Raw genomic sequence first — 17,138 nt, 5'->3', positions numbered from 1 at the left:
TTGAAAAGAAGGATCCTCCATGCTTCGCAGTCCCGAAGAGGCCCTGAAGGCCACTCTCGCCCGTGTCGCGCCGGGAACCCAGCTGCGTGACGGGCTGGAACGCATTCTTCGCGGGCGCACGGGGGCACTGATTGTGCTCGGTTCAGACAGGACCATTGAGAGCCTGTGCTCCGGCGGTTTTGAAATTGGCATAGATTTTGCCGCCACAAGCTTGCGTGAACTGGCGAAAATGGACGGCGCCATCGTGTGCGACCGGGACGTCACCAAAATCCTGCGCGCAGCCGTCCAGCTGGTGCCGGACCCCAGCATTGAAACCCAGGAGTCGGGCACCCGCCACCGCACGGCCGAACGCGTCGCCATCCAGACCGGGGTGCCGGTGGTTTCGGTCAGCCAGTCAATGCAGATCATTGCCCTCTACGTTGACGGCCTGCGCTACGTCCTGGAAGGTTCAGAGAAAGTCCTGGCCCGCGCCAACCAGGCCCTGGCCCCCCTGGAACGCTACCGTGCCCGCCTCGACCAGGTGACAAGCTCGCTCTCGGCGCTGGAGATCGAGGCAATGGTCACCGTCCGGGACGTGGCCGTCACCTTGCAACGCCATGAAATGGTGCGCAGGATTTCAGAGGAAATCGCCCAGTACGTCCTTGAACTCGGTGTTGACGGACGACTGCTCTCCCTGCAACTGGAAGAGCTGTCAACCACCCGCGGTTCGGGTGCCGACATGGTCATCCGCGACTACACAAACCCCGGCTCAACCGATGTTGAAGGCGCCGTGGCAGCCCTGCAGGAGATCGACCAGGCTGACCTGATTGATCTGGGCCTCATTGCGGGCGTCGTGGGCCTGACCAGCGGCAACGATTCCCTCGACGCCATCATCCAGCCCCGCGGCTACCGTTTGGTGTCGGGCCTGAAGGCGGTGCCCCGCGCAGTTGCCGGACGCCTCGTCGACCACTTTGGCGGCCTGCAGAATTTGATGGCGGCCACCATTGACGAGCTGATGATGGTTGACGGCATTGGGGAGCTGCGTGCACGCAATGTCCGTGAGGGCTTGTCCCGCATCGCCGAGGCCAGCCTGCTGGACCGCTTCCTTTAAACCGCGGCCCAAGGCGGCGGCGCCGCGGGAATCACTGCAGCGTGAAGGTGACCTTGTCACTTGACCATTTGCCGAGGGTTGCCACAAACGCGTATGTTGCCCCGCCTCGTCCGGGCTGGCTCTCTACTTTGGCGCATTCGGGGGCGTTGCGGTTGACCTTCCAGACAAGGTTTGCGGACTCGGAGGCCCCCGGCGCCAGGTTCTTCACCAGGTCTGTGGGGTCCAGCTGGCAGTTCTTGGAGTTGAAGATGATGTCATCGCCGCTGGTGATTTGATACTGCATTTGGCTGGTGCCCACGTTGATGTCGCAGGGTGCCTTGCCGGCGTTGGTCACGCGCAGGGTCAGGACGGGCGACTCTTCCGGCCCGTAGGCGGGCTTGTCGACGGCTGCCGCCACCTTGATGCCTGCTTCATCGCACACGGCCGACGGCGGCGTGCCGGCTTTCGCCGCCGACTTGGCTTTCGCGGTGCTGCCGTTGGCGCCCGGCCCGGTCCCGGCGTCGTTGTTGGCACCACCGCCGCCAAAGAGCCCTCCAACGAAGAATCCGCCGGCCACAAGTCCGCCGATGACAAGCAGGACCAAAATTGCAGCCACCAACCGGCGCCGGCGGTACACCTTTGCCGAAACGCGTGGCTTGGGGGCAGGCACGGAGGAGGGCGTCCTGCCCGCTCCGGAATTCCCTGTAGTGCCCACGCCCCAAGCTTAGCCAAGGCTTGGGCCGGCCACGGCAAACCACGCCGCCGCAGTCACTGTGTGATGCACGTCAGCGCCGGCCGGAAGGTGCCCGGCACGGCGGACGCGGCACGGCTGCCCGCTACTGGCGCAACATCATGGTTCCGGGCTGGCTGTTCCAGATGCGGTCCCAAACACACCAGAGGGGCCCGGCCCATCACTGCTCGACGCGTCACCCGGCACCCCGCCTGTTGGGGCCGGGACGGTCGTTCCCGGCTCCGGGGCAGACCCCTGGCAGCCGGCCAGGGTGGCTGCGACCGTGAGCATGGAGCGAAGGTGCCGCTTTTTCATGTTGGCCATTCCTGTTCGTTCGTGAGTGACAATTGTCGTGGCCGGAACGAGTCGGAGGTGTGGCGGTTGAGAAGGGCCCCAGCGGTCCAGCCAAGTCCATCCTGCCATCTGGCGGCAGGGCCATTAAGCAGGAAAAACCGGAACGGCATGCGCCCGGCAAGGAGTGTGGATCGTGTGTGGGTAGACTGTCACGGGCAGCAGCTGGAAGACCCAGGAGGTCTTTGCCCGCCGTGTGGGCATGGACCGCTCGTACATCAGCGGACTCGAACGCGGATGCCGCAACCCCACGCTGGACGCCATCGCCAGACTCGCCGACGGGCTGGGTGTCCATCCGGCAGACTTGCTCAAGAGCCAATCCACGGTTCCACGGCCGCCCGCGGGGCAGGCGGCCGGCTGACCCGCGAGTTACGCCGCATTCCAAACTCCGAAGCGTCCCCGCCCTTCGCTCCGCCCAGCCGACCAGCAGCCCACTGCCAAAGGAAACCCATGCCCCGCCCAGCTTTGCCCAACGTGCCCCACAGCGTCCTGCACGCACGCGTCACCGAGTGGTTCCAGCGCGAGGCGCGGGACCTGCCGTGGCGCGGCGGCTGCTCGGCATGGGGCGTCCTTGTCAGCGAGATCATGCTCCAACAGACTCCCGTGGTGCGCGTTCAGCCAGTGTGGGAGGAATGGCTGGAGCGCTGGCCAACACCGGCGGCTTTTGCGGCCGCGCCGGCCGCCGACGTGCTGCGTGCGTGGGGCAGGCTTGGCTATCCGCGCCGGGCACTGCGCCTGCACTCGGCCGCGGCGGAAATCGTTGAAAAGCATGGCGGGGCTGTGCCGGACAACTATGACGAGCTGTTGGAGCTCCCCGGAGTGGGTACGTATACGGCCGCGGCCGTTGCCGCGTTTGCCTTTGGCCGGCGCACCACTGTTGTCGACACCAACATCCGCCGCGTCCATGCCCGGCTTGTCATCGGCCAGGCCCTGCCTGCACCGGCACTGACGGCGGCCGAAATGACCCTGGCTGCCGGGCTGCTGCCCGAAGACCGCGACGGGTCGGTGCAATGGAACGCCGCAGTCATGGAACTGGGTGCGCTGATTTGCACCGCCCGCAGCCCGAAGTGCAACGACTGCCCGGTCCTGGACAAGTGCGCCTGGATAGCCGCTGGCCAGCCCGAACCAAGCTACATTCCCAAGGGGCAGCCTTGGGCGGGCACCGACAGGCAGGTTCGCGGCGCCGTCATGGCGGTCCTGCGCGCGGCCAGCTCCCCCGTCCACGCGGACCTGCTGTGGGATGCTGAAGCCGCCGCTTTGCACACGGAGGTGTCGAAGGAACTGGGGAAGCTGCACGCCCTCAACACGCACGCTCCGCAGCTCGAGCGCGCCCTTGCCGGCCTGGTGGCCGACGGCCTGGCCCAGATTTCAAAAGCGGGTTATCAGCTGCCCGGATAGCGGTGACCGGGCCCGTACAAGCTCGGCCAGCGGCAGGGCTCAGAGTTCCCCGAAGCCCGCCTCGACCTCGGTGCGGACCAGGTCCACGGCCCGTTGCGCCTCCGGGCCCGTCGCCGACACGTTCAGCTCGGCGCCCTGGGCCGCCCCGAGGGTCATCAACATCATGACCGACTGCCCGTCCACGCCATTGATCTCAATCTCAACGTCCATGGCGCCCAGCTCCCGGGCCAGAACGGCGGCCGGCCGGGCATGCAGGCCCATGGGGTTGATCAAGGTGACGACCGCCTGCACGGAATCTTCGCCCCCGCCGCCGGTTTCAACACCGGGTTCGACGGCGGACACCGTGGCTGCCGCTGCCTGCGCACCTGCCGGGGCCCCGCCGCCGGCTGCGCCCGGGTGCAACGCCGTCTCGGCGGCCTTGCACACAACGTCAAGGGAGGCACCCGACTGGGCCGCTACGGCCGCCGCCACGGCGCCTTCCACCAAGGGGGCGTCGGCGAGCAGCACGTTCTCGGGGCTGCCCAGGAATTCCAGCGCCGATTCGGCAGTCATGACTGCCGAGCCGAGGTCGGTGAGAACCACGGCCCCGTCGCCGGTATCTGCCAGCCCCAGCGCCGTCATGACCTTTTCCAGGGAAGTCCCGATGCCGCCGTCGTCCATGCCACCGGCAGGAACCAGGACAACTGTGGGTGCCATTTGTGCGGCAAGTTCCACGACGCCCGCGGCGAGCTGGGCGCTGTGCGAGACGATGACCAGGCCGACGCTCATGCGTCCGCCCCGGCGGCTTGTGCGGCTGCGCGCAGGATGAGGGCTGAGGAGGCGGCGCCCGGGTCGCGATGGCCGATGGCCCGCTCCCCCAGGTAGCTTGCGCGGCCCTTTCGCGCGATGAGGGGGTCCGTGGCGACGGCACCGGCCTCGGCGGCCGTCGCCGCGGCAGCCAGCACTTCCGCCGGGGCGGCTCCGGACGCAGACGCCGACGCCGCAGCGTCAACGGCGGGAGTCCAGGCGTCAATCATGGTTTTCTCACCCACGGCTGCCTTCCCGCGGGCCACCACGCCGTCGCGGGCTGCCGCCAGTGCTGTTGCAAGTGTGGCCGCATCAAGTTCGTCGGCATCCCCGGCCGCCGTGGCCGCGCGCAGGAAAGCGGTCCCATAGAGCGGTCCGGCCGCCCCGCCCACCTTTGACATCAACGTCATGGCGGCAAGCTTGAAGGCTGCACCCGGGGTGGCGGGCGGTTCGGCGTCGAGCTTTTCAAGGATGGCGCTGAAACCGCGGTCCAGGTTTTCGCCGTGGTCGCCGTCGCCTATGGCACGGTCCAGTTCGCTCAGCGCAACCCGGTTTTCGGCCACCACCGCTGCACTTCGGCGCAGCCAGTCGGCGGCCCAGGCAGCATCAAGTGTTGTGTTTGGCATTTACATCCCCCATCGCAAAGCCGGCGTGTTCACGGGAGCGTCCCACAGCTCGGTCAATTCATCGTCAAGGCGCAGCACCGAAATGGAGCAGCCCTGCATCTCCAGCGCCGTAATGTAGTTGCCCACGAGGGAGCGCTCCACCACCAGGCCGGCTGCCTCAAGGACCTTGGCCGCGTGCCGGTACACAATGTACAGCTCGCTGGCAGGGGTGCCGCCCATGCCATTGACAAACAGCAGCACCTTATCCCCCGGGCTCGTCTTGAGGTCGCTCAGGATCGGCTCCAGCAGGCGCTCGGTGATCCCGTCGGCATTCTCCATGGGGATCTTGTGGCGGCCCGGTTCGCCGTGGATGCCAATCCCGATCTCGATCTCGTTGTCGGCCAGTTCAAAGCTGGGCACGCCGGCGTGGGGGACGGTGCAGGCGGAGAGGGCCACACCCATGCTGCGGACGTTGTCGTTGACCCTGTTGCCAATGTCGGCAACACCGGCCAGGTCGTCGCCGCGCTCGGCGGCGGCCCCGGCAATCTTCTCCACCAGGACGGTGCCCGCCACGCCGCGCCGGCCGGCGGTGTACAGCGAATCTTCCACGGCGACGTCGTCGTTCACCAGGACGGTGCGCACGGAAACGCCTTCGGCCTCCACCATTTCGGCTGCCGTCTCAAAGTTGAGGACGTCACCTGTGTAATTTTTCACGATATGCACGACGCCGGCACCAGCGTTCGCGGCGAGGGTCGCAGGAATGATCTGGTCAGGCGTGGGCGAGGTGAACATGGCGCCGGGGACGGCCGCGTCGAGCATGCCGAACCCCACATAGCCGGCGTGCAGTGGTTCGTGGCCGCTGCCGCCTCCGGAAATCAAGCCAACCTTGCCTTCGCGCGGCGCATCCTTGCGCGTGACGTACAGCGGGTCGGAGTTTACTTTTACATGGCCGGCATGTGCCTGGCCGAACCCCTCGACAGATTCATCGACAACTGTTTTGGGATCATTGATGAGCTTTTTCATGGCGAAACCCTCCGAATCACACAACGTTTATTTGTGGGCGCCTCATTGCGGTCCCCCTCTGAACACTACCCGGGAGAGTTCCCCACTGGTAGGGCGGGCAGGGTCCGGATCATGCGCGTGTTGCCCAGGGTGTTTGGCTTGACCCGGGCCAGGTCAAGGAACTCGGCAATGCCCTCATCGGCGGACCGCAGCAGTTCCGAGTAGACGGCAGGGTCGACGGCGCTCTGGTCGGCCATCACCGTGAAGCCGTTGCGCACGAAGAAGTCCACTTCAAAGGTCAGGCAGAACACGCGGTCGACTCCCAGCACCTGCGCGTTCTCGAGCAGTTTCTCCAAGAGCGCACGGCCCACCCCTTTGCTGCGCCACTCATCGCTGGTGGCCAGTGTCCGGATCTCAGCCAGGTCCTCCCACATGACGTGCAGCGCCCCGCAGCCAACGGTTCGCCCGTCGATCTCGGCGATGAGGAATTCCTGGATGGCCTCAAAGTAGGTGACGGATTCCTTGGTGATCAAGATCCGCTTTTCGGCCAGTGGCGCAACCAGGTCCTTGATCGCGTGGACGTCGGAGGTGCGGGCGGGCCTGAGGACAATGGTGGGGGCGGTATCGGCAGTCACCGTTTCAGTCTATGACGCCCGCTCTGCGTTTCCGGAACCGGCGGGCAACACGCCCTCCTCGGCCTTGGCAAATTTCGCCAGCTGCAATCTGCCGTGCACCACCGACACCGGCCAAAGCAGTATCCACGCATACATGGCCCACACCGGATCCACGAATGCCACGGGAATCGAGAGCACAAACACCACCCATACCGGATCGGCGCCGTGCAGAATCAGGCGATACAGCGGACCGTCCACCCATTCGTGCATCAATCCGGCGTTGTAGGCGTGCCGCCAGGTCCAGCTTCCGGTCAGGACCAGTCCGGCAACTGTGAGCGCGTACAGGACGGGCGGCCAGGTTGTTGTGGGCCCGCCCTGGAACAACATCGACGTTGGCACCGGCAGGAACACCACGAAGAAGAGCATCCACAGATTGCCCACCTGCAGTTTCCCGTCATAGGCGTTGATGCCATTGAACCTGCGGTGGTGCGACAGCCAGGCGCGTCCCACAAGGACAAAGCTCAGGATGAATGCCGCAAGTGACGGGATCCTGTCAAGCAGCATCTCGTTGAATCCGTCGCGGGTGATGTCTGCCGGCAGGTCCGGCAGCTTCAGGTCAAGGGCCAGCAACGTCATGGCGATGGCAAATACGGCATCGCTGAAGAACATTGTCCGTTCCGTGTCTTTGCCCCGATCCAGGCGGCGGGCGTGTGCCAGCACCCCGCGCGCGTCCGAAGTCCTGCCTTTTCCCGCGAACTTGTTCACAGTTTCCAAGCTACGGGGCGAACGGCCGCCCCGCCAGCCCCGGGCCGGAATTCAGGGCTCCATGGCCCGCGGCCCGCGGCACCACAAACACAGCACCCGCTACAAATGCGAAGGGCGCCCAACCCTTTCAGGTTGTGCGCCCTTCGCCGTGCGTTAGTGCATTACTTCAGTACAGCGTTGCTTCATGATGCCGAGGCTGTGATTGCTTCCGGGATGGTCGGCTTGGCCGTGCCCACAAATGTGAACTTGGCGTCGTCCCCCTCGCCCTCAACTCCAACGGTGACGATGTCGCCGTCCTTGAGTTCGCCGAACAAGATCTTCTCGGACAGGTGGTCCTCGATCTCGCGCTGGATCGTGCGGCGCAGCGGCCGGGCGCCCATGGCGGGATCGTAACCCTTGGTGGCGAGCAGGACCTTGGCTGCGGGCGTGAGCTCAATGCCCATGCCCTTGTCAGCCAGGCGGCCCTCCAAGCGGGCAATCATCAGGTCGACGATCTCGATGATCTCTTCCTGTGTCAGCTGCGGGAACACGACCACGTCATCAACACGGTTCAGGAACTCGGGGCGGAAGTGCTGCTTGAGCTCTTCCGTGACCCGGGCCCGCATCCGGTTGTAGCCGGTCTGCGTGTCCGAACCCGACTGGAAGCCGGTGGCGATCGACTTGGAGATGTCGCGCGTTCCCAAGTTGGTCGTCATGATGATGATGGTGTTCTTGAAGTCAACAACACGGCCCTGGCTGTCGGTCAGGCGGCCGTCTTCAAGGATCTGCAACAAGGAGTTGAACAGGTCGGCGTGCGCCTTTTCAACCTCATCGAAGAGCACCACGGAGAACGGACGACGGCGGACCTTCTCGGTCAGCTGGCCACCTTCTTCGTAGCCAACATAGCCGGGAGGGGCACCGAAGAGTCGGGAGACTGTGTGCTTCTCCGAGTATTCGGACATGTCCAGCGTGATGAGCGCGTCTTCGTCGCCGAACAAGAACTCGGCGAGGGCCTTGGCCAGTTCGGTCTTGCCAACACCCGTGGGGCCGGCGAAGATGAACGAGCCACCGGGACGCTTGGGATCCTTCAACCCCGAGCGCGTGCGGCGGATGGCCTGCGAAATGGACTTGATGGCCTCATTCTGGCCAATCACGCGCTTGTGAATTTCGTCTTCCATCTTCAGCAGACGCGTGGACTCGGCCTCAGTCAGCTTGAAGACCGGGATGCCGGTGGAGTTGGCAAGGACTTCCGCGATCAGTTCCTCGTCGACCTCGGAAATCTCATCCAGTCCGCCGGACTTCCACAGGCGTTCCTTGTCTGCACGGGCGGTGATGAGCTTCTGCTCGTCATCGCGCAGCGCAGCCGCACCCTCGAAGTCCTGGGCGTCAATGGCGTCTTCCTTGCGCTTCTTCACTTCCGCAATTTCGCCGTCCATTGCCTTGAGCTCCGGCGGGGCGGTCATGCGGCGGATGCGCAAACGTGCGCCAGCCTCATCGATCAGGTCGATGGCCTTGTCCGGGAGGAAGCGGTCCGAGATGTACCTGTCAGCCAGCGTTGCCGCAGCTGTCAGGGCACCGTCGGTGATGGACACGCGGTGGTGGGCTTCGTAACGGTCGCGCAGGCCCTTGAGGATCTCAATGGTCAGCGGAACGGTGGGCTCGGGCACCTGGATGGGCTGGAAACGGCGCTCAAGCGCAGCATCCTTCTCAATGTGCTTGCGGTACTCGTCCAGCGTGGTGGCACCGATGGTCTGCAGCTCGCCCCGGGCCAGCATTGGCTTCAGGATCGAGGCAGCGTCGATGGCGCCCTCGGCGGCACCGGCACCCACAAGCGTGTGGATCTCATCGATGAACAAGATGATGTCCCCGCGGGTGCGGATTTCCTTGAGAACCTTCTTCAGGCGTTCCTCAAAGTCACCACGGTACCGGGAACCGGCCACCAGGGAGCCGAGGTCAAGGGTGTAGAGCTGCTTGTCCTTGATGGTTTCGGGCACGTCTCCGCGCACGATGGCCTGGGCCAACCCCTCAACCACCGCGGTCTTGCCCACGCCGGGCTCACCGATAAGAACAGGGTTGTTCTTGGTGCGGCGGGAGAGGATCTGCATGACGCGTTCCATCTCATGCTCGCGCCCAATGACAGGGTCCAGCTTGTTTTCACGCGCAGCCTGGGTCAGGTTCCGGCCAAACTGGTCCAGCACCACAGAGCCGGCGGGCTGGCCTTCGGGCTGCCCGCCGCCACTGGCCACAGGCTCTTTGCCCTGGTAGCCGGAGAGCAGCTGGATGACCTGCTGGCGCACACGGCCCAGATCGGCACCAAGCTTCACCAGCACCTGGGCGGCAACGCCTTCGCCTTCACGGATCAGCCCCAGCAGGATGTGCTCGGTGCCAATGTAGTTGTGGCCCAGTTGTAGCGCCTCACGCAGTGAAAGTTCAAGAACCTTCTTGGCGCGCGGTGTGAACGGGATGTGACCGCTGGGGGCCTGCTGTCCCTGTCCAATAATTTCCTGGACCTGTTCCCGGACACCGTCAAGGGAAATGTTCAAGGACTCCAGGGCCTTGGCGGCAACACCTTCACCCTCGTGGATGAGGCCGAGCAGAATGTGCTCAGTGCCAATGTAATTGTGGTTGAGCATGCGGGCCTCTTCTTGGGCCAGCACAACAACACGTCGGGCTCGATCAGTAAATCGCTCAAACATTTCGCCACACTCCTCTTACTGCGTACTTTGATGCTACGCAGTGCCCGGCCATTATGGGGGCGTGTTCGCCACAGGGGAAATAGCAAGTTTGCATCCGGGCGGAAGTTTGCCTGCTTAAAGTCCGACGGCGGGACCACCGTTCAAGGTGATCCCGCCGTCGTTGCGGGGTTGCGTTCGCTCCAAAAAGCCCGTTCGTCAGCGATTTATTGGGCCGGCGGGTGGTGGGAGGGGCTGGGGACTAGCCCTGTGCTGCGTGGTACGCGTCGCGAATCTCGGCCTGAATGCGGCCGCGCTCGTGCACTGTGTACCCGTTGTCACGGGCCCAGGCGCGAATCTGCGCAACATCGCTGCCTGCCTTTGTTGCGGCTGCCGGACCGCGGCCCCGGACAGCCCGTCCGCCGACGCGGCGTCCCGCTGCTACATAGGTCGCCAATGCGTCGCGCAATGACTTTGCATTCTCCGCAGACAGGTCAATCTCATAATTGATCCCATCCAAACCGAAGGTGACATTTTCATCCGCAGTGCTGTGGTCAATATCGTCAACGAGCGTGATGTGAATTTTCTGTGCCATGGGGAGTAATCGCCTCACATAGATTTGATGAATACTTCATAACAATTATGGTTGGAAAATTCATTCACGTCAAAGGGCATCGGTGAAATGGTTTTACTGACCGCGTTCCGCGTCGGCATCGGCCTCACGTTCGGCCTGCGCCAACGCATCACGTTCATGCCTGTCGGCATTGAATATTGCCTTCATGGCGAAGTAGAAAAGGGCTCCTACGCCTAAAGAAGGCAGGATAACCGCGATATATTCCATAACCTTGCCGCTCCTACTCGGGTTTCATCAAAGGGAAGAGAATGGCTTCGCGAATGCCGACACCCGTGAATAGCATGACCAGCCGGTCAACGCCCAAGCCGAGACCGCCCATGGGCGGGGCGCCGTATTCCAGGGCACGCAGGAAGTCTTCATCCAATTGCATTGCTTCAGGATCGCCTGCCGCGGCCGCGAGCGACTGCTGGGTGAGTCGGTCACGTTGAATGACGGGATCGATGAGTTCGGAAAATGCGGTACCGGTTTCCCGTCCGTCGATAACAAGGTCCCAGGCTTCAATCAAGTCGGGCTTTTCGCGATGCGGTCGCGCCAACGGCTGGGCCGACGGCGGATAATCGCAAACAAATGTCGGCTGAATAAGTGTAGGTTCAACTATTTCACCAAACAGTTCGGTGACCAGCTTCTCCGCGTCCCAGGCCTGATCAATTCCAATCTCATGCCGGGCCGCGATATCACGCAATTCCTGGGCGGTTGTGGCCGGGGTTATTTCAACGCCGACGGCGTCTGAAAGCCCCTTGTATACGGGAAGCCAGGCCCATTCGCCGTCGAGGTTAATCTGGCCGCGGGCTGTTTCAATGACGCGTGAACCCGTGGCGTCGGCGGCGGCAAGAATAATGCGCTGCATGGTTTTGGCCATCGTGAATTGATCGCCATATGCTTCATAAGCTTCAAGCATGGTGAATTCCGGGCTGTGCGTTGAATCAACACCTTCGTTGCGGAAGATCCGGCCCACTTCAAAGACCTTGTCCATGCCTCCAACGACGGCACGCTTGAGGTACAGCTCGATGGCGATGCGCAGCGTCATGGGCTGGTCAAAGGCGTTCAGGTGCGTGTGGAAGGGGCGGGCGGATGCCCCGCCGTGGATGAGCTGCAGGATGGGCGTTTCCAGCTCGATGTATTCTTCACCGTGGAGCGTGTCCCGGATTGCCTTGACAATGGCCGAGCGCGTCTTGACCTGTTCACGGGCAGTGTCACGGACAATCAAGTCAACGTAGCGCTGGCGGACCCGCATTTCCTCGGACAACTCCGCATGCAGCACGGGCAGCGGGCGCAATGCCTTCGAGGCCATGGTCCATTCGCTGGCCATGATGGACAGTTCGCCGGTGCGCGAGCTGATGACCTCGCCCTTGAAGAACACGTGGTCACCCAGGTCCACCAGGGACTTCCAGTCCGCGAGGGCTTCCTCGCCCACGTTGGCAAGGGACAGCATGATCTGCAGCCGCGCACCTGCTCCGGACTGGACAGTGGCAAAGCACAGTTTTCCCTTGTTGCGCACATAGACAACACGGCCGGTAACGCCAACAATCTCGCCCGTGGCGGTGTCGGGTTCCAGATCAGGGTGCTTGGCCCGAATTTCTTCCAGCGAATGGGTCCGTGCCACCCCAACCGGGTAGGCCTGGCCGCCTCGTTCAAGCAATTTGGCACGCTTGTCCATGCGGACGAGCATCTGCTCCGAGGCTTCACTGGATTCAGGGGTGGGGTTATTTTCTGCGCTCACGAGTTAACAGCTTAGTTGGTGAATCTGGGTGAACCCTCCGTGCCGCGGTTTATGGGCCGGGTTGGCGGCCAATCACCCTCCGAAGGCCGCCGACGTGGAGCCGCGGACCACCAAAGTGGCATCGAGCGTCAATTGGGGGGCTGTCGCCCCTTCGCCTGCCATGAGCTGCAACAATTGCTGTCCAGCCAGGCGCCCCATCTCGGTCGCGGGCAGGTGCACTGTCGTCAGTCCCGGGTTGGAGGTTTCCGAATACGGCAGGTCGTCAAAGCCGGTCACGGCAAGGGTTTCCGGCACGGCCACGCCGGCCACGCGGGCTTCCTGCAGCACCCCGTACGCGTGGGTGTCAGTGGCACACACGACGGCGGTCACCCCTTTCCCCGACCAGTCCGGCCAGGCGTTGATGAAAGCCTGCGCCGCGGCACCGACGTCGATGGTTGTGGCACCGGTGGCCACAACGTCAATGCCGAGCTGTCCGGCCTTCTGGCAAAACGCTTCGCGGCGGACCCTGAACGTCTCGGTGCCTGTCGAGCTGTCGAGGTAGCAAACCTTGCTGTGCCCCTGTTCGGCCAGGTGCGCAGCCAGCATGCGGGCGCCCTGGGCCACGTCAAAATTCACTGCCGGAACTGCGCCTTCGATCCCGGCGGCATCGAGGAGCACCATGGGATCCGTTGCCCTGAGCTCCGTCAGGAAGCGCGCGCTGGGCGCGTCGACAAGGAGCCCGGCCGGCCGCAGGGCGAGCAGCCTTCGCACGTCTTCCGCCTCTGGTGTCTGTCCTGCCTCGGTGACCGAGAGCAGCAGTTGAAACTCGCTCCCGATGCCCTCCCTGACGCCGGCGATGACCTTTGCATAGAACGGGTTGGAGACGTCCGGGGCCACCAGGAACACAATGTTGCTGTGCCCCTTGGCCAGGGAACTGCCCAGCCCGTTGACCACATAGCCAAGGTCCGCGATGGCCGCCTCAACCCTGGCGATGTTCTCCGTCGACACCCTGCCGGCAGTTTTCCCGCTGGTCACGAGGGAGACGGTTGCGGCTGAGACACCGGCCCGGGCGGCGACCATGGCCGCCGTGACTCGGATGGCCGCGGACCGGCCGGGCTGGGGCATTGTTGGCGGCTGCATGGAATAGATCGTATCCGTGCCGCCGGCCCATTGTCGCAAGTGTTGCTTCCACCGCAGCACGTCAAGCGCTTGACGCGAATCACGTTAAGCGCTTGACGTACCATGGATGCCAGTGCCAGACTGGTCCTTGCGCATGGTCCCGGCCCTCCGGAACCGCCCCAACGACGTGGAGTAAAAGTGAACACGGAACGACACCCTGCCCCGAACGAGACGGCTCAGAGCGAGACGGCACCGATCCCGGCAGCACCGAACGCAGCAACCCGGCACATCGCAGCCGCCGGTCCCCGCAAGATCATCCTTGACTGCGACCCCGGCCATGACGACGCAGTCGCCCTGCTGCTGGCCCACGGCAACCCGAACATTGAACTGCTTGCGGTGACAACCGTGGTGGGAAACCAAACCTTGGAAAAAGTGACCCGCAATGCCCTGACCGTCGGAACCATCGCCGGCATCACGGGTGTGCCGTTCGCCGCCGGCTGCGACAGGCCCCTGGTGCGAAGCATTGAGACCGCACCCGACATCCACGGCGCCAGCGGCATGGACGGGCCCGCCCAGCCCGAGTCGACCATCGAGCTCGACCCGCGCCACGCCGTCGACCTCATCATTGAGACCATCATGGCGCATGAGCCGGGCACCGTGACCCTTGTCCCCACAGCGGGCCTGACCAACATTGCCATGGCAGCCCGCAAGGAGCCGCGCATCGTTGAGCGCGTGAAGGAAGTTGTCCTCATGGGCGGCGGCTTCCACGTGGGCAACTGGAGCCCGGTGGCCGAATTCAACATCATCATCGACCCCGAGGCCGCCCACATCGTGTTCAACGCGGGCTGGGAGGTTGTCATGGTCGGGCTTGACCTCACGCACCAGGCGCTGGCCACCCCCGACGTCGTGGCAGCCATCGACGCCGTCGGCACCAAGCCGGCCAAGTTCGTCATGGAACTGATGGAGTTCTTCACCAAGACGTACAAGGATGCCCAGGGCTTCGACTACCCGCCGGTCCACGACCCGTGCGCCGTCGCCTACGTCATTGACCCCACGGTCATGACCACCCAAAGGGTCCCCGTCGACATCGAGCTGACGGGCACACTGACCCTCGGGATGACAGTGGCCGACTTTCGCGCCCCGGCTCCGGCCGGCTGCAAGACGTCGGTGGCAGTGGCACTTGACCACGAAAAGTTCTGGAACCTCGTCACCGACGCCCTCGTACGCATCGGCGAGGTTGACCTGTGAGCCAGGCACCGCCACTGGCAAAGTCCGGGGTGCTCACCAAGCCCGGCAACGTCACAGCCCTCATGGTCGCGCTGCTGACGGCCTGCGTGGCCTTCCAGCTCAACGCCTCCATGCTCAGCCCCGCCCTTGTCACCATGGGCGAGGAACTGCAAACAGACCAGGCCTCGATCGGCCTGTCCCAGACCTGGTTCTTCACGGCGGCAGCAGTGTTCTCGCTGTTCCTGCCGCGCCTGAGCGACATCATCGGCCGCAAGAAGGTCCTCATCGGCATGATGGTCATGATGGGCATCGGCTCCATCATCTCCGCCATGGCCCCGGACATCACCTGGCTGTTTGTCGGCCGCATCATCCAGGGCGTCAGCGGGCCCACCGTTCCGCTGTGCCTGATCATGCTGCGCTCCGCCGTGAAGAACCCCAAGAAGTACGGCGCCCTCATGGGCCTGATCACCGCCGTCAATGGCGGCATCGCCGGCATTGACTCCTTCGTCGGCGGGTATTTTGCCGAACACTTTGGTTTCCGCAGCATCTTCTGGCTCATGGTCGTCATCGCAGCCCTCGCCACCGTCCTGATCGCCGTCCTTGCCACTGAAAGCAAGCCCGGCGAAGGCACCAGAATGGACTGGCTGGGCGTGTTCTTCATTGTCGTGGCCGTTGGTGCCCTGCTGACTGCCCTGAATGAAGCCACCAAACTGGTGGGCGGCATGGCCACGGCCCCGCTGGTGACCGCGCTGGCACTGACCGTGCTCGCCGTCGTTGCTTTCATGGCGTTCTGGGCAGTGGAAAAGCGGTCCAAGCACCCCATGGTGGAGACGGTGCACCTGCGCCAGCGCGCCACCTGGGCCCCGCTGCTGACAACCACCCTGACCATGACAGGCATCTTTGCCGTGATCAACGGGATAGTGCCGGCATTTGTGCAGGCGGCGGATCCCGGATTTGGGATCGGCGCCACCCAGATGAGCCTGTTGATCCTGACGCCCTACGCACTGCTTGGCTGGCTGTTCGGGCCCATCACCGGACGTCTCGCCCCGGTCCATGGATACACGAAGATGCTGCGGGTCGGCCTGCTCGGGAGCATTGCGGCTCTGGCCATCATCGGCTTCCTCGGGCTCCACAGCCTGGGTTGGATGATCGCCGGCACCGTCCTGCTGGGCATCATGTACGCCGGCACCGTGAACATCATGCTCAACGGCCTGGGCGTGGTCCTGTCCCCCGAAGGCAACGCCGGTTTCCTGCCCGGCATGAACGCCGGCGCCTTCAACCTCGGTGCCGGGCTCAGCTTCCTGGTCCTGCCGGCCATCCTGGTGGCCACGGCCCCGCTGGGCGGCCATGGCTCGTACCTGACGGTGGTCGTGGTTGCCCTGGCCATCACGGCGGCAGCCTTCGCCGCCTCCCTGCTTGTGCCCCAGCCCGTCGATGCGGAGGTTGCCCCATGAGCACAGCCAAGATTGTTGTGGCCGGCTCGCTCAATGCCGACCTCACCATTTATTGCGACCGGCTGCCCTCCCCCGGAGAAACCCTGCACGGCAACGGTTTTGCCGTGAATCCCGGCGGCAAGAGCGCGAACCAGGCCGTGTCCGCCGCCAAACTGGGCGGCAATGTCACACTGCTTGGTGCCGTCGGACGCGACGCCAACGGCGACATGCTGGTGGCCTCCACCGAGGGTGCCGGCGTTGACGTCAGCCGTGTCCGGCGCGCCGCCGAGCCGACGGGGGTTGCGGTCATCTCCGTGGACGGCAGCGGCGAGAACACCATCATCATCTCCGCCGGGGCCAACGGAACCGTGTCCCCTGCCGACATGCCGGCGTCGGCGTTTGCCGGTGCCGCCGTCGTCTGCCTGTGCCTGGAGGTTTCCCTGGACACTGTCCAGGCTGCAGCCCAGTCCGGGCACGACGCCGGAGCAACAGTTCTGCTGAACCTGTCCCCCTACGCCCCTGTTACCGGGGAGCTGGCGCGGCTCACGGACGTGCTGCTTGTCAATGCCCATGAGGCCTCGCAATTCCTTGACGGCTTTGCCATGCCTGCCGCAGACGCCCCGGTCGCCGACTGGCACGGTGCCGTGGCAGCGTTTTCCGGGCGCGGGCTGCCCAAGGTCCTGGTGACCCTGGGGGCTGCCGGGTCTGTTGTGCTGGACTCGGCCAACACGGCCGAACCCGTTGTCCGCATTGCTCCGACAACTGTTGTTGCCGTCGACACCACGGGTGCCGGCGATGCCTTCACCGGGGCGGTTGCCGCACGCCTGGCGGATGGGGACACGCTCGTGGCCGCTGCCCGCTATGCTTCGGTGGCGGCGGCCCTGGCGGCGACGAAGAAGGGCACGCAGGCCGCGTACCCGACAACGGGCGAGGTGGCGGCAGTGGTTTCCGCCCGCTAACCCAGCCTTCCCCCACCCTCACCCTCCCCTCCCCCAAACTCCACCCTCAAACTGGCCCGCAGAAGTGGTTGCTGAATCAACTAATTTAAGTTGATT

Annotated in this window: 16 protein-coding genes and 1 pseudogene; 7 read left to right on the top strand and 10 right to left on the bottom strand. The window is 64.3% G+C overall.

All coding sequences use genetic code 11. From position 1 onward, the window contains the following. Positions 1–19: 19 nt before the first annotated feature. A complete protein-coding gene (disA, locus tag AC1L6K_RS03390) occupies positions 20–1,090 on the top strand; it encodes a DNA integrity scanning diadenylate cyclase DisA (RefSeq protein WP_480951327.1) in 1,071 nt (356 codons plus the stop codon). A gap of 31 nt (positions 1,091–1,121) precedes the next feature. Here disA and AC1L6K_RS03385 read toward each other — a convergent pair whose 3' ends face one another. Further along, positions 1,122–1,784: a hypothetical protein gene (locus AC1L6K_RS03385; RefSeq protein WP_480951326.1), complete on the bottom strand. Its 663-nt coding sequence runs from the start codon at positions 1,782–1,784 to the stop codon at positions 1,122–1,124. A 547-nt stretch (positions 1,785–2,331) separates the two neighbouring features. Here AC1L6K_RS03385 and AC1L6K_RS03380 point away from each other — a divergent pair. Next, a pseudogene (locus AC1L6K_RS03380) lies at positions 2,332–2,511 on the top strand (helix-turn-helix domain-containing protein); the annotation flags it as partial. 89 nt (positions 2,512–2,600) lie between these two features. Further along, on the top strand, positions 2,601–3,548 hold the full coding sequence (locus tag AC1L6K_RS03375) for an HhH-GPD family protein (RefSeq protein ID WP_480951325.1): 948 nt from the start codon (positions 2,601–2,603) through the stop codon (positions 3,546–3,548). Between the two features lie 39 nt (positions 3,549–3,587). Here the strand turns inward: AC1L6K_RS03375 and dhaM are convergent, their stop codons facing one another. From dhaM to AC1L6K_RS03340, 7 genes are all read right to left on the bottom strand, one after another. Continuing rightward, on the bottom strand, positions 3,588–4,316 hold the full coding sequence (gene dhaM / locus AC1L6K_RS03370; protein ID WP_480951324.1) for a dihydroxyacetone kinase phosphoryl donor subunit DhaM: 729 nt from the start codon (positions 4,314–4,316) through the stop codon (positions 3,588–3,590). Continuing rightward, complete coding sequence (dhaL, locus tag AC1L6K_RS03365) at positions 4,313–4,960, bottom strand: dihydroxyacetone kinase subunit DhaL (protein ID WP_480951323.1); 648 nt, start codon at positions 4,958–4,960, stop codon at positions 4,313–4,315. The genes dhaM and dhaL overlap by 4 nt, the downstream gene beginning before the upstream one ends. Beyond that, positions 4,961–5,962, bottom strand: a complete 1,002-nt coding sequence (dhaK, locus tag AC1L6K_RS03360; RefSeq protein WP_480951322.1) for a dihydroxyacetone kinase subunit DhaK — start codon at positions 5,960–5,962, stop codon at positions 4,961–4,963. 65 nt (positions 5,963–6,027) lie between these two features. Next, on the bottom strand, positions 6,028–6,576 hold the full coding sequence (locus tag AC1L6K_RS03355) for an amino-acid N-acetyltransferase (RefSeq protein WP_480951321.1): 549 nt from the start codon (positions 6,574–6,576) through the stop codon (positions 6,028–6,030). A 9-nt stretch (positions 6,577–6,585) separates the two neighbouring features. Beyond that, positions 6,586–7,320, bottom strand: a complete 735-nt coding sequence (locus tag AC1L6K_RS03350; protein WP_480951320.1) for a TMEM175 family protein — start codon at positions 7,318–7,320, stop codon at positions 6,586–6,588. A 182-nt stretch (positions 7,321–7,502) separates the two neighbouring features. Continuing rightward, positions 7,503–9,995: an ATP-dependent Clp protease ATP-binding subunit gene (locus tag AC1L6K_RS03345; protein ID WP_480951319.1), complete on the bottom strand. Its 2,493-nt coding sequence runs from the start codon at positions 9,993–9,995 to the stop codon at positions 7,503–7,505. Positions 9,996–10,233: 238 nt separating this feature from the next. Continuing rightward, positions 10,234–10,566, bottom strand: a complete 333-nt coding sequence (locus AC1L6K_RS03340) for a histone-like nucleoid-structuring protein Lsr2 (RefSeq protein WP_480951318.1) — start codon at positions 10,564–10,566, stop codon at positions 10,234–10,236. 51 nt (positions 10,567–10,617) lie between these two features. Between AC1L6K_RS03340 and AC1L6K_RS03335 the strand changes: the two genes are divergently transcribed. Then, entirely contained in the window at positions 10,618–10,782 is a 165-nt protein-coding gene (locus tag AC1L6K_RS03335; protein ID WP_480951317.1) for a hypothetical protein, read from the top strand. 43 nt (positions 10,783–10,825) lie between these two features. On the opposite strand, the gene lysS is transcribed toward AC1L6K_RS03335, so the two are convergent. Further along, positions 10,826–12,274, bottom strand: a complete 1,449-nt coding sequence (gene lysS / locus AC1L6K_RS03330) for a lysine--tRNA ligase (RefSeq protein ID WP_480952685.1) — start codon at positions 12,272–12,274, stop codon at positions 10,826–10,828. A gap of 123 nt (positions 12,275–12,397) precedes the next feature. Then, the gene (locus tag AC1L6K_RS03325; RefSeq protein WP_480951316.1) at positions 12,398–13,444 is read right to left on the bottom strand and encodes a LacI family DNA-binding transcriptional regulator; all 1,047 of its coding nucleotides are present in this window, start codon (positions 13,442–13,444) and stop codon (positions 12,398–12,400) included. 234 nt (positions 13,445–13,678) lie between these two features. Here AC1L6K_RS03325 and uriH point away from each other — a divergent pair, with 234 nt between their 5' ends. The 3 genes from uriH to AC1L6K_RS03310 are packed head-to-tail and all read left to right on the top strand — an operon-like array spanning position 13,679 to position 17,042. Beyond that, positions 13,679–14,671 carry a uridine-preferring nucleoside hydrolase UriH gene (gene uriH, locus AC1L6K_RS03320; RefSeq protein WP_480952684.1) on the top strand — a complete coding sequence of 331 codons (993 nt, stop codon included), beginning with the start codon at positions 13,679–13,681 and terminating at the stop codon, positions 14,669–14,671. Then, a complete protein-coding gene (uriT, locus tag AC1L6K_RS03315; protein ID WP_480951315.1) occupies positions 14,668–16,104 on the top strand; it encodes a uridine transporter UriT in 1,437 nt (478 codons plus the stop codon). Before uriH ends, uriT begins: the two co-directional genes overlap by 4 nt. Further along, positions 16,101–17,042 (top strand): ribokinase, encoded by a 942-nt coding sequence (locus AC1L6K_RS03310; RefSeq protein WP_480951314.1) that lies wholly within the window; start codon positions 16,101–16,103, stop codon positions 17,040–17,042. Before uriT ends, AC1L6K_RS03310 begins: the two co-directional genes overlap by 4 nt. Positions 17,043–17,138: the final 96 nt, after the last annotated feature.

The organism is Specibacter sp. BI4 (genome assembly GCF_056680095.1).
This window is presented reverse-complemented; position numbering and strand designations above follow the sequence as displayed.

Bases quoted from the DNA above. Each gene is read 5' to 3' on its own strand.
- disA (WP_480951327.1), top strand. From the start codon at position 20: ATGCTTCGCAGTCCCGAAGAGGCCCTGAAGGCCACTCTCGCCCGTGTC.
- AC1L6K_RS03375 (WP_480951325.1), top strand. From the start codon at position 2,601: ATGCCCCGCCCAGCTTTGCCCAACGTGCCCCACAGCGTCCTGCACGCA.
- dhaM (WP_480951324.1), bottom strand. From the start codon at position 4,316: ATGAGCGTCGGCCTGGTCATCGTCTCGCACAGCGCCCAGCTCGCCGCG.
- dhaL (WP_480951323.1), bottom strand. From the start codon at position 4,960: ATGCCAAACACAACACTTGATGCTGCCTGGGCCGCCGACTGGCTGCGC.
- dhaK (WP_480951322.1), bottom strand. From the start codon at position 5,962: ATGAAAAAGCTCATCAATGATCCCAAAACAGTTGTCGATGAATCTGTC.
- AC1L6K_RS03345 (WP_480951319.1), bottom strand. From the start codon at position 9,995: ATGTTTGAGCGATTTACTGATCGAGCCCGACGTGTTGTTGTGCTGGCC.
- AC1L6K_RS03340 (WP_480951318.1), bottom strand. From the start codon at position 10,566: ATGGCACAGAAAATTCACATCACGCTCGTTGACGATATTGACCACAGC.
- lysS (WP_480952685.1), bottom strand. From the start codon at position 12,274: ATGCTCGTCCGCATGGACAAGCGTGCCAAATTGCTTGAACGAGGCGGC.
- AC1L6K_RS03325 (WP_480951316.1), bottom strand. From the start codon at position 13,444: ATGCAGCCGCCAACAATGCCCCAGCCCGGCCGGTCCGCGGCCATCCGA.
- AC1L6K_RS03310 (WP_480951314.1), top strand. From the start codon at position 16,101: ATGAGCACAGCCAAGATTGTTGTGGCCGGCTCGCTCAATGCCGACCTC.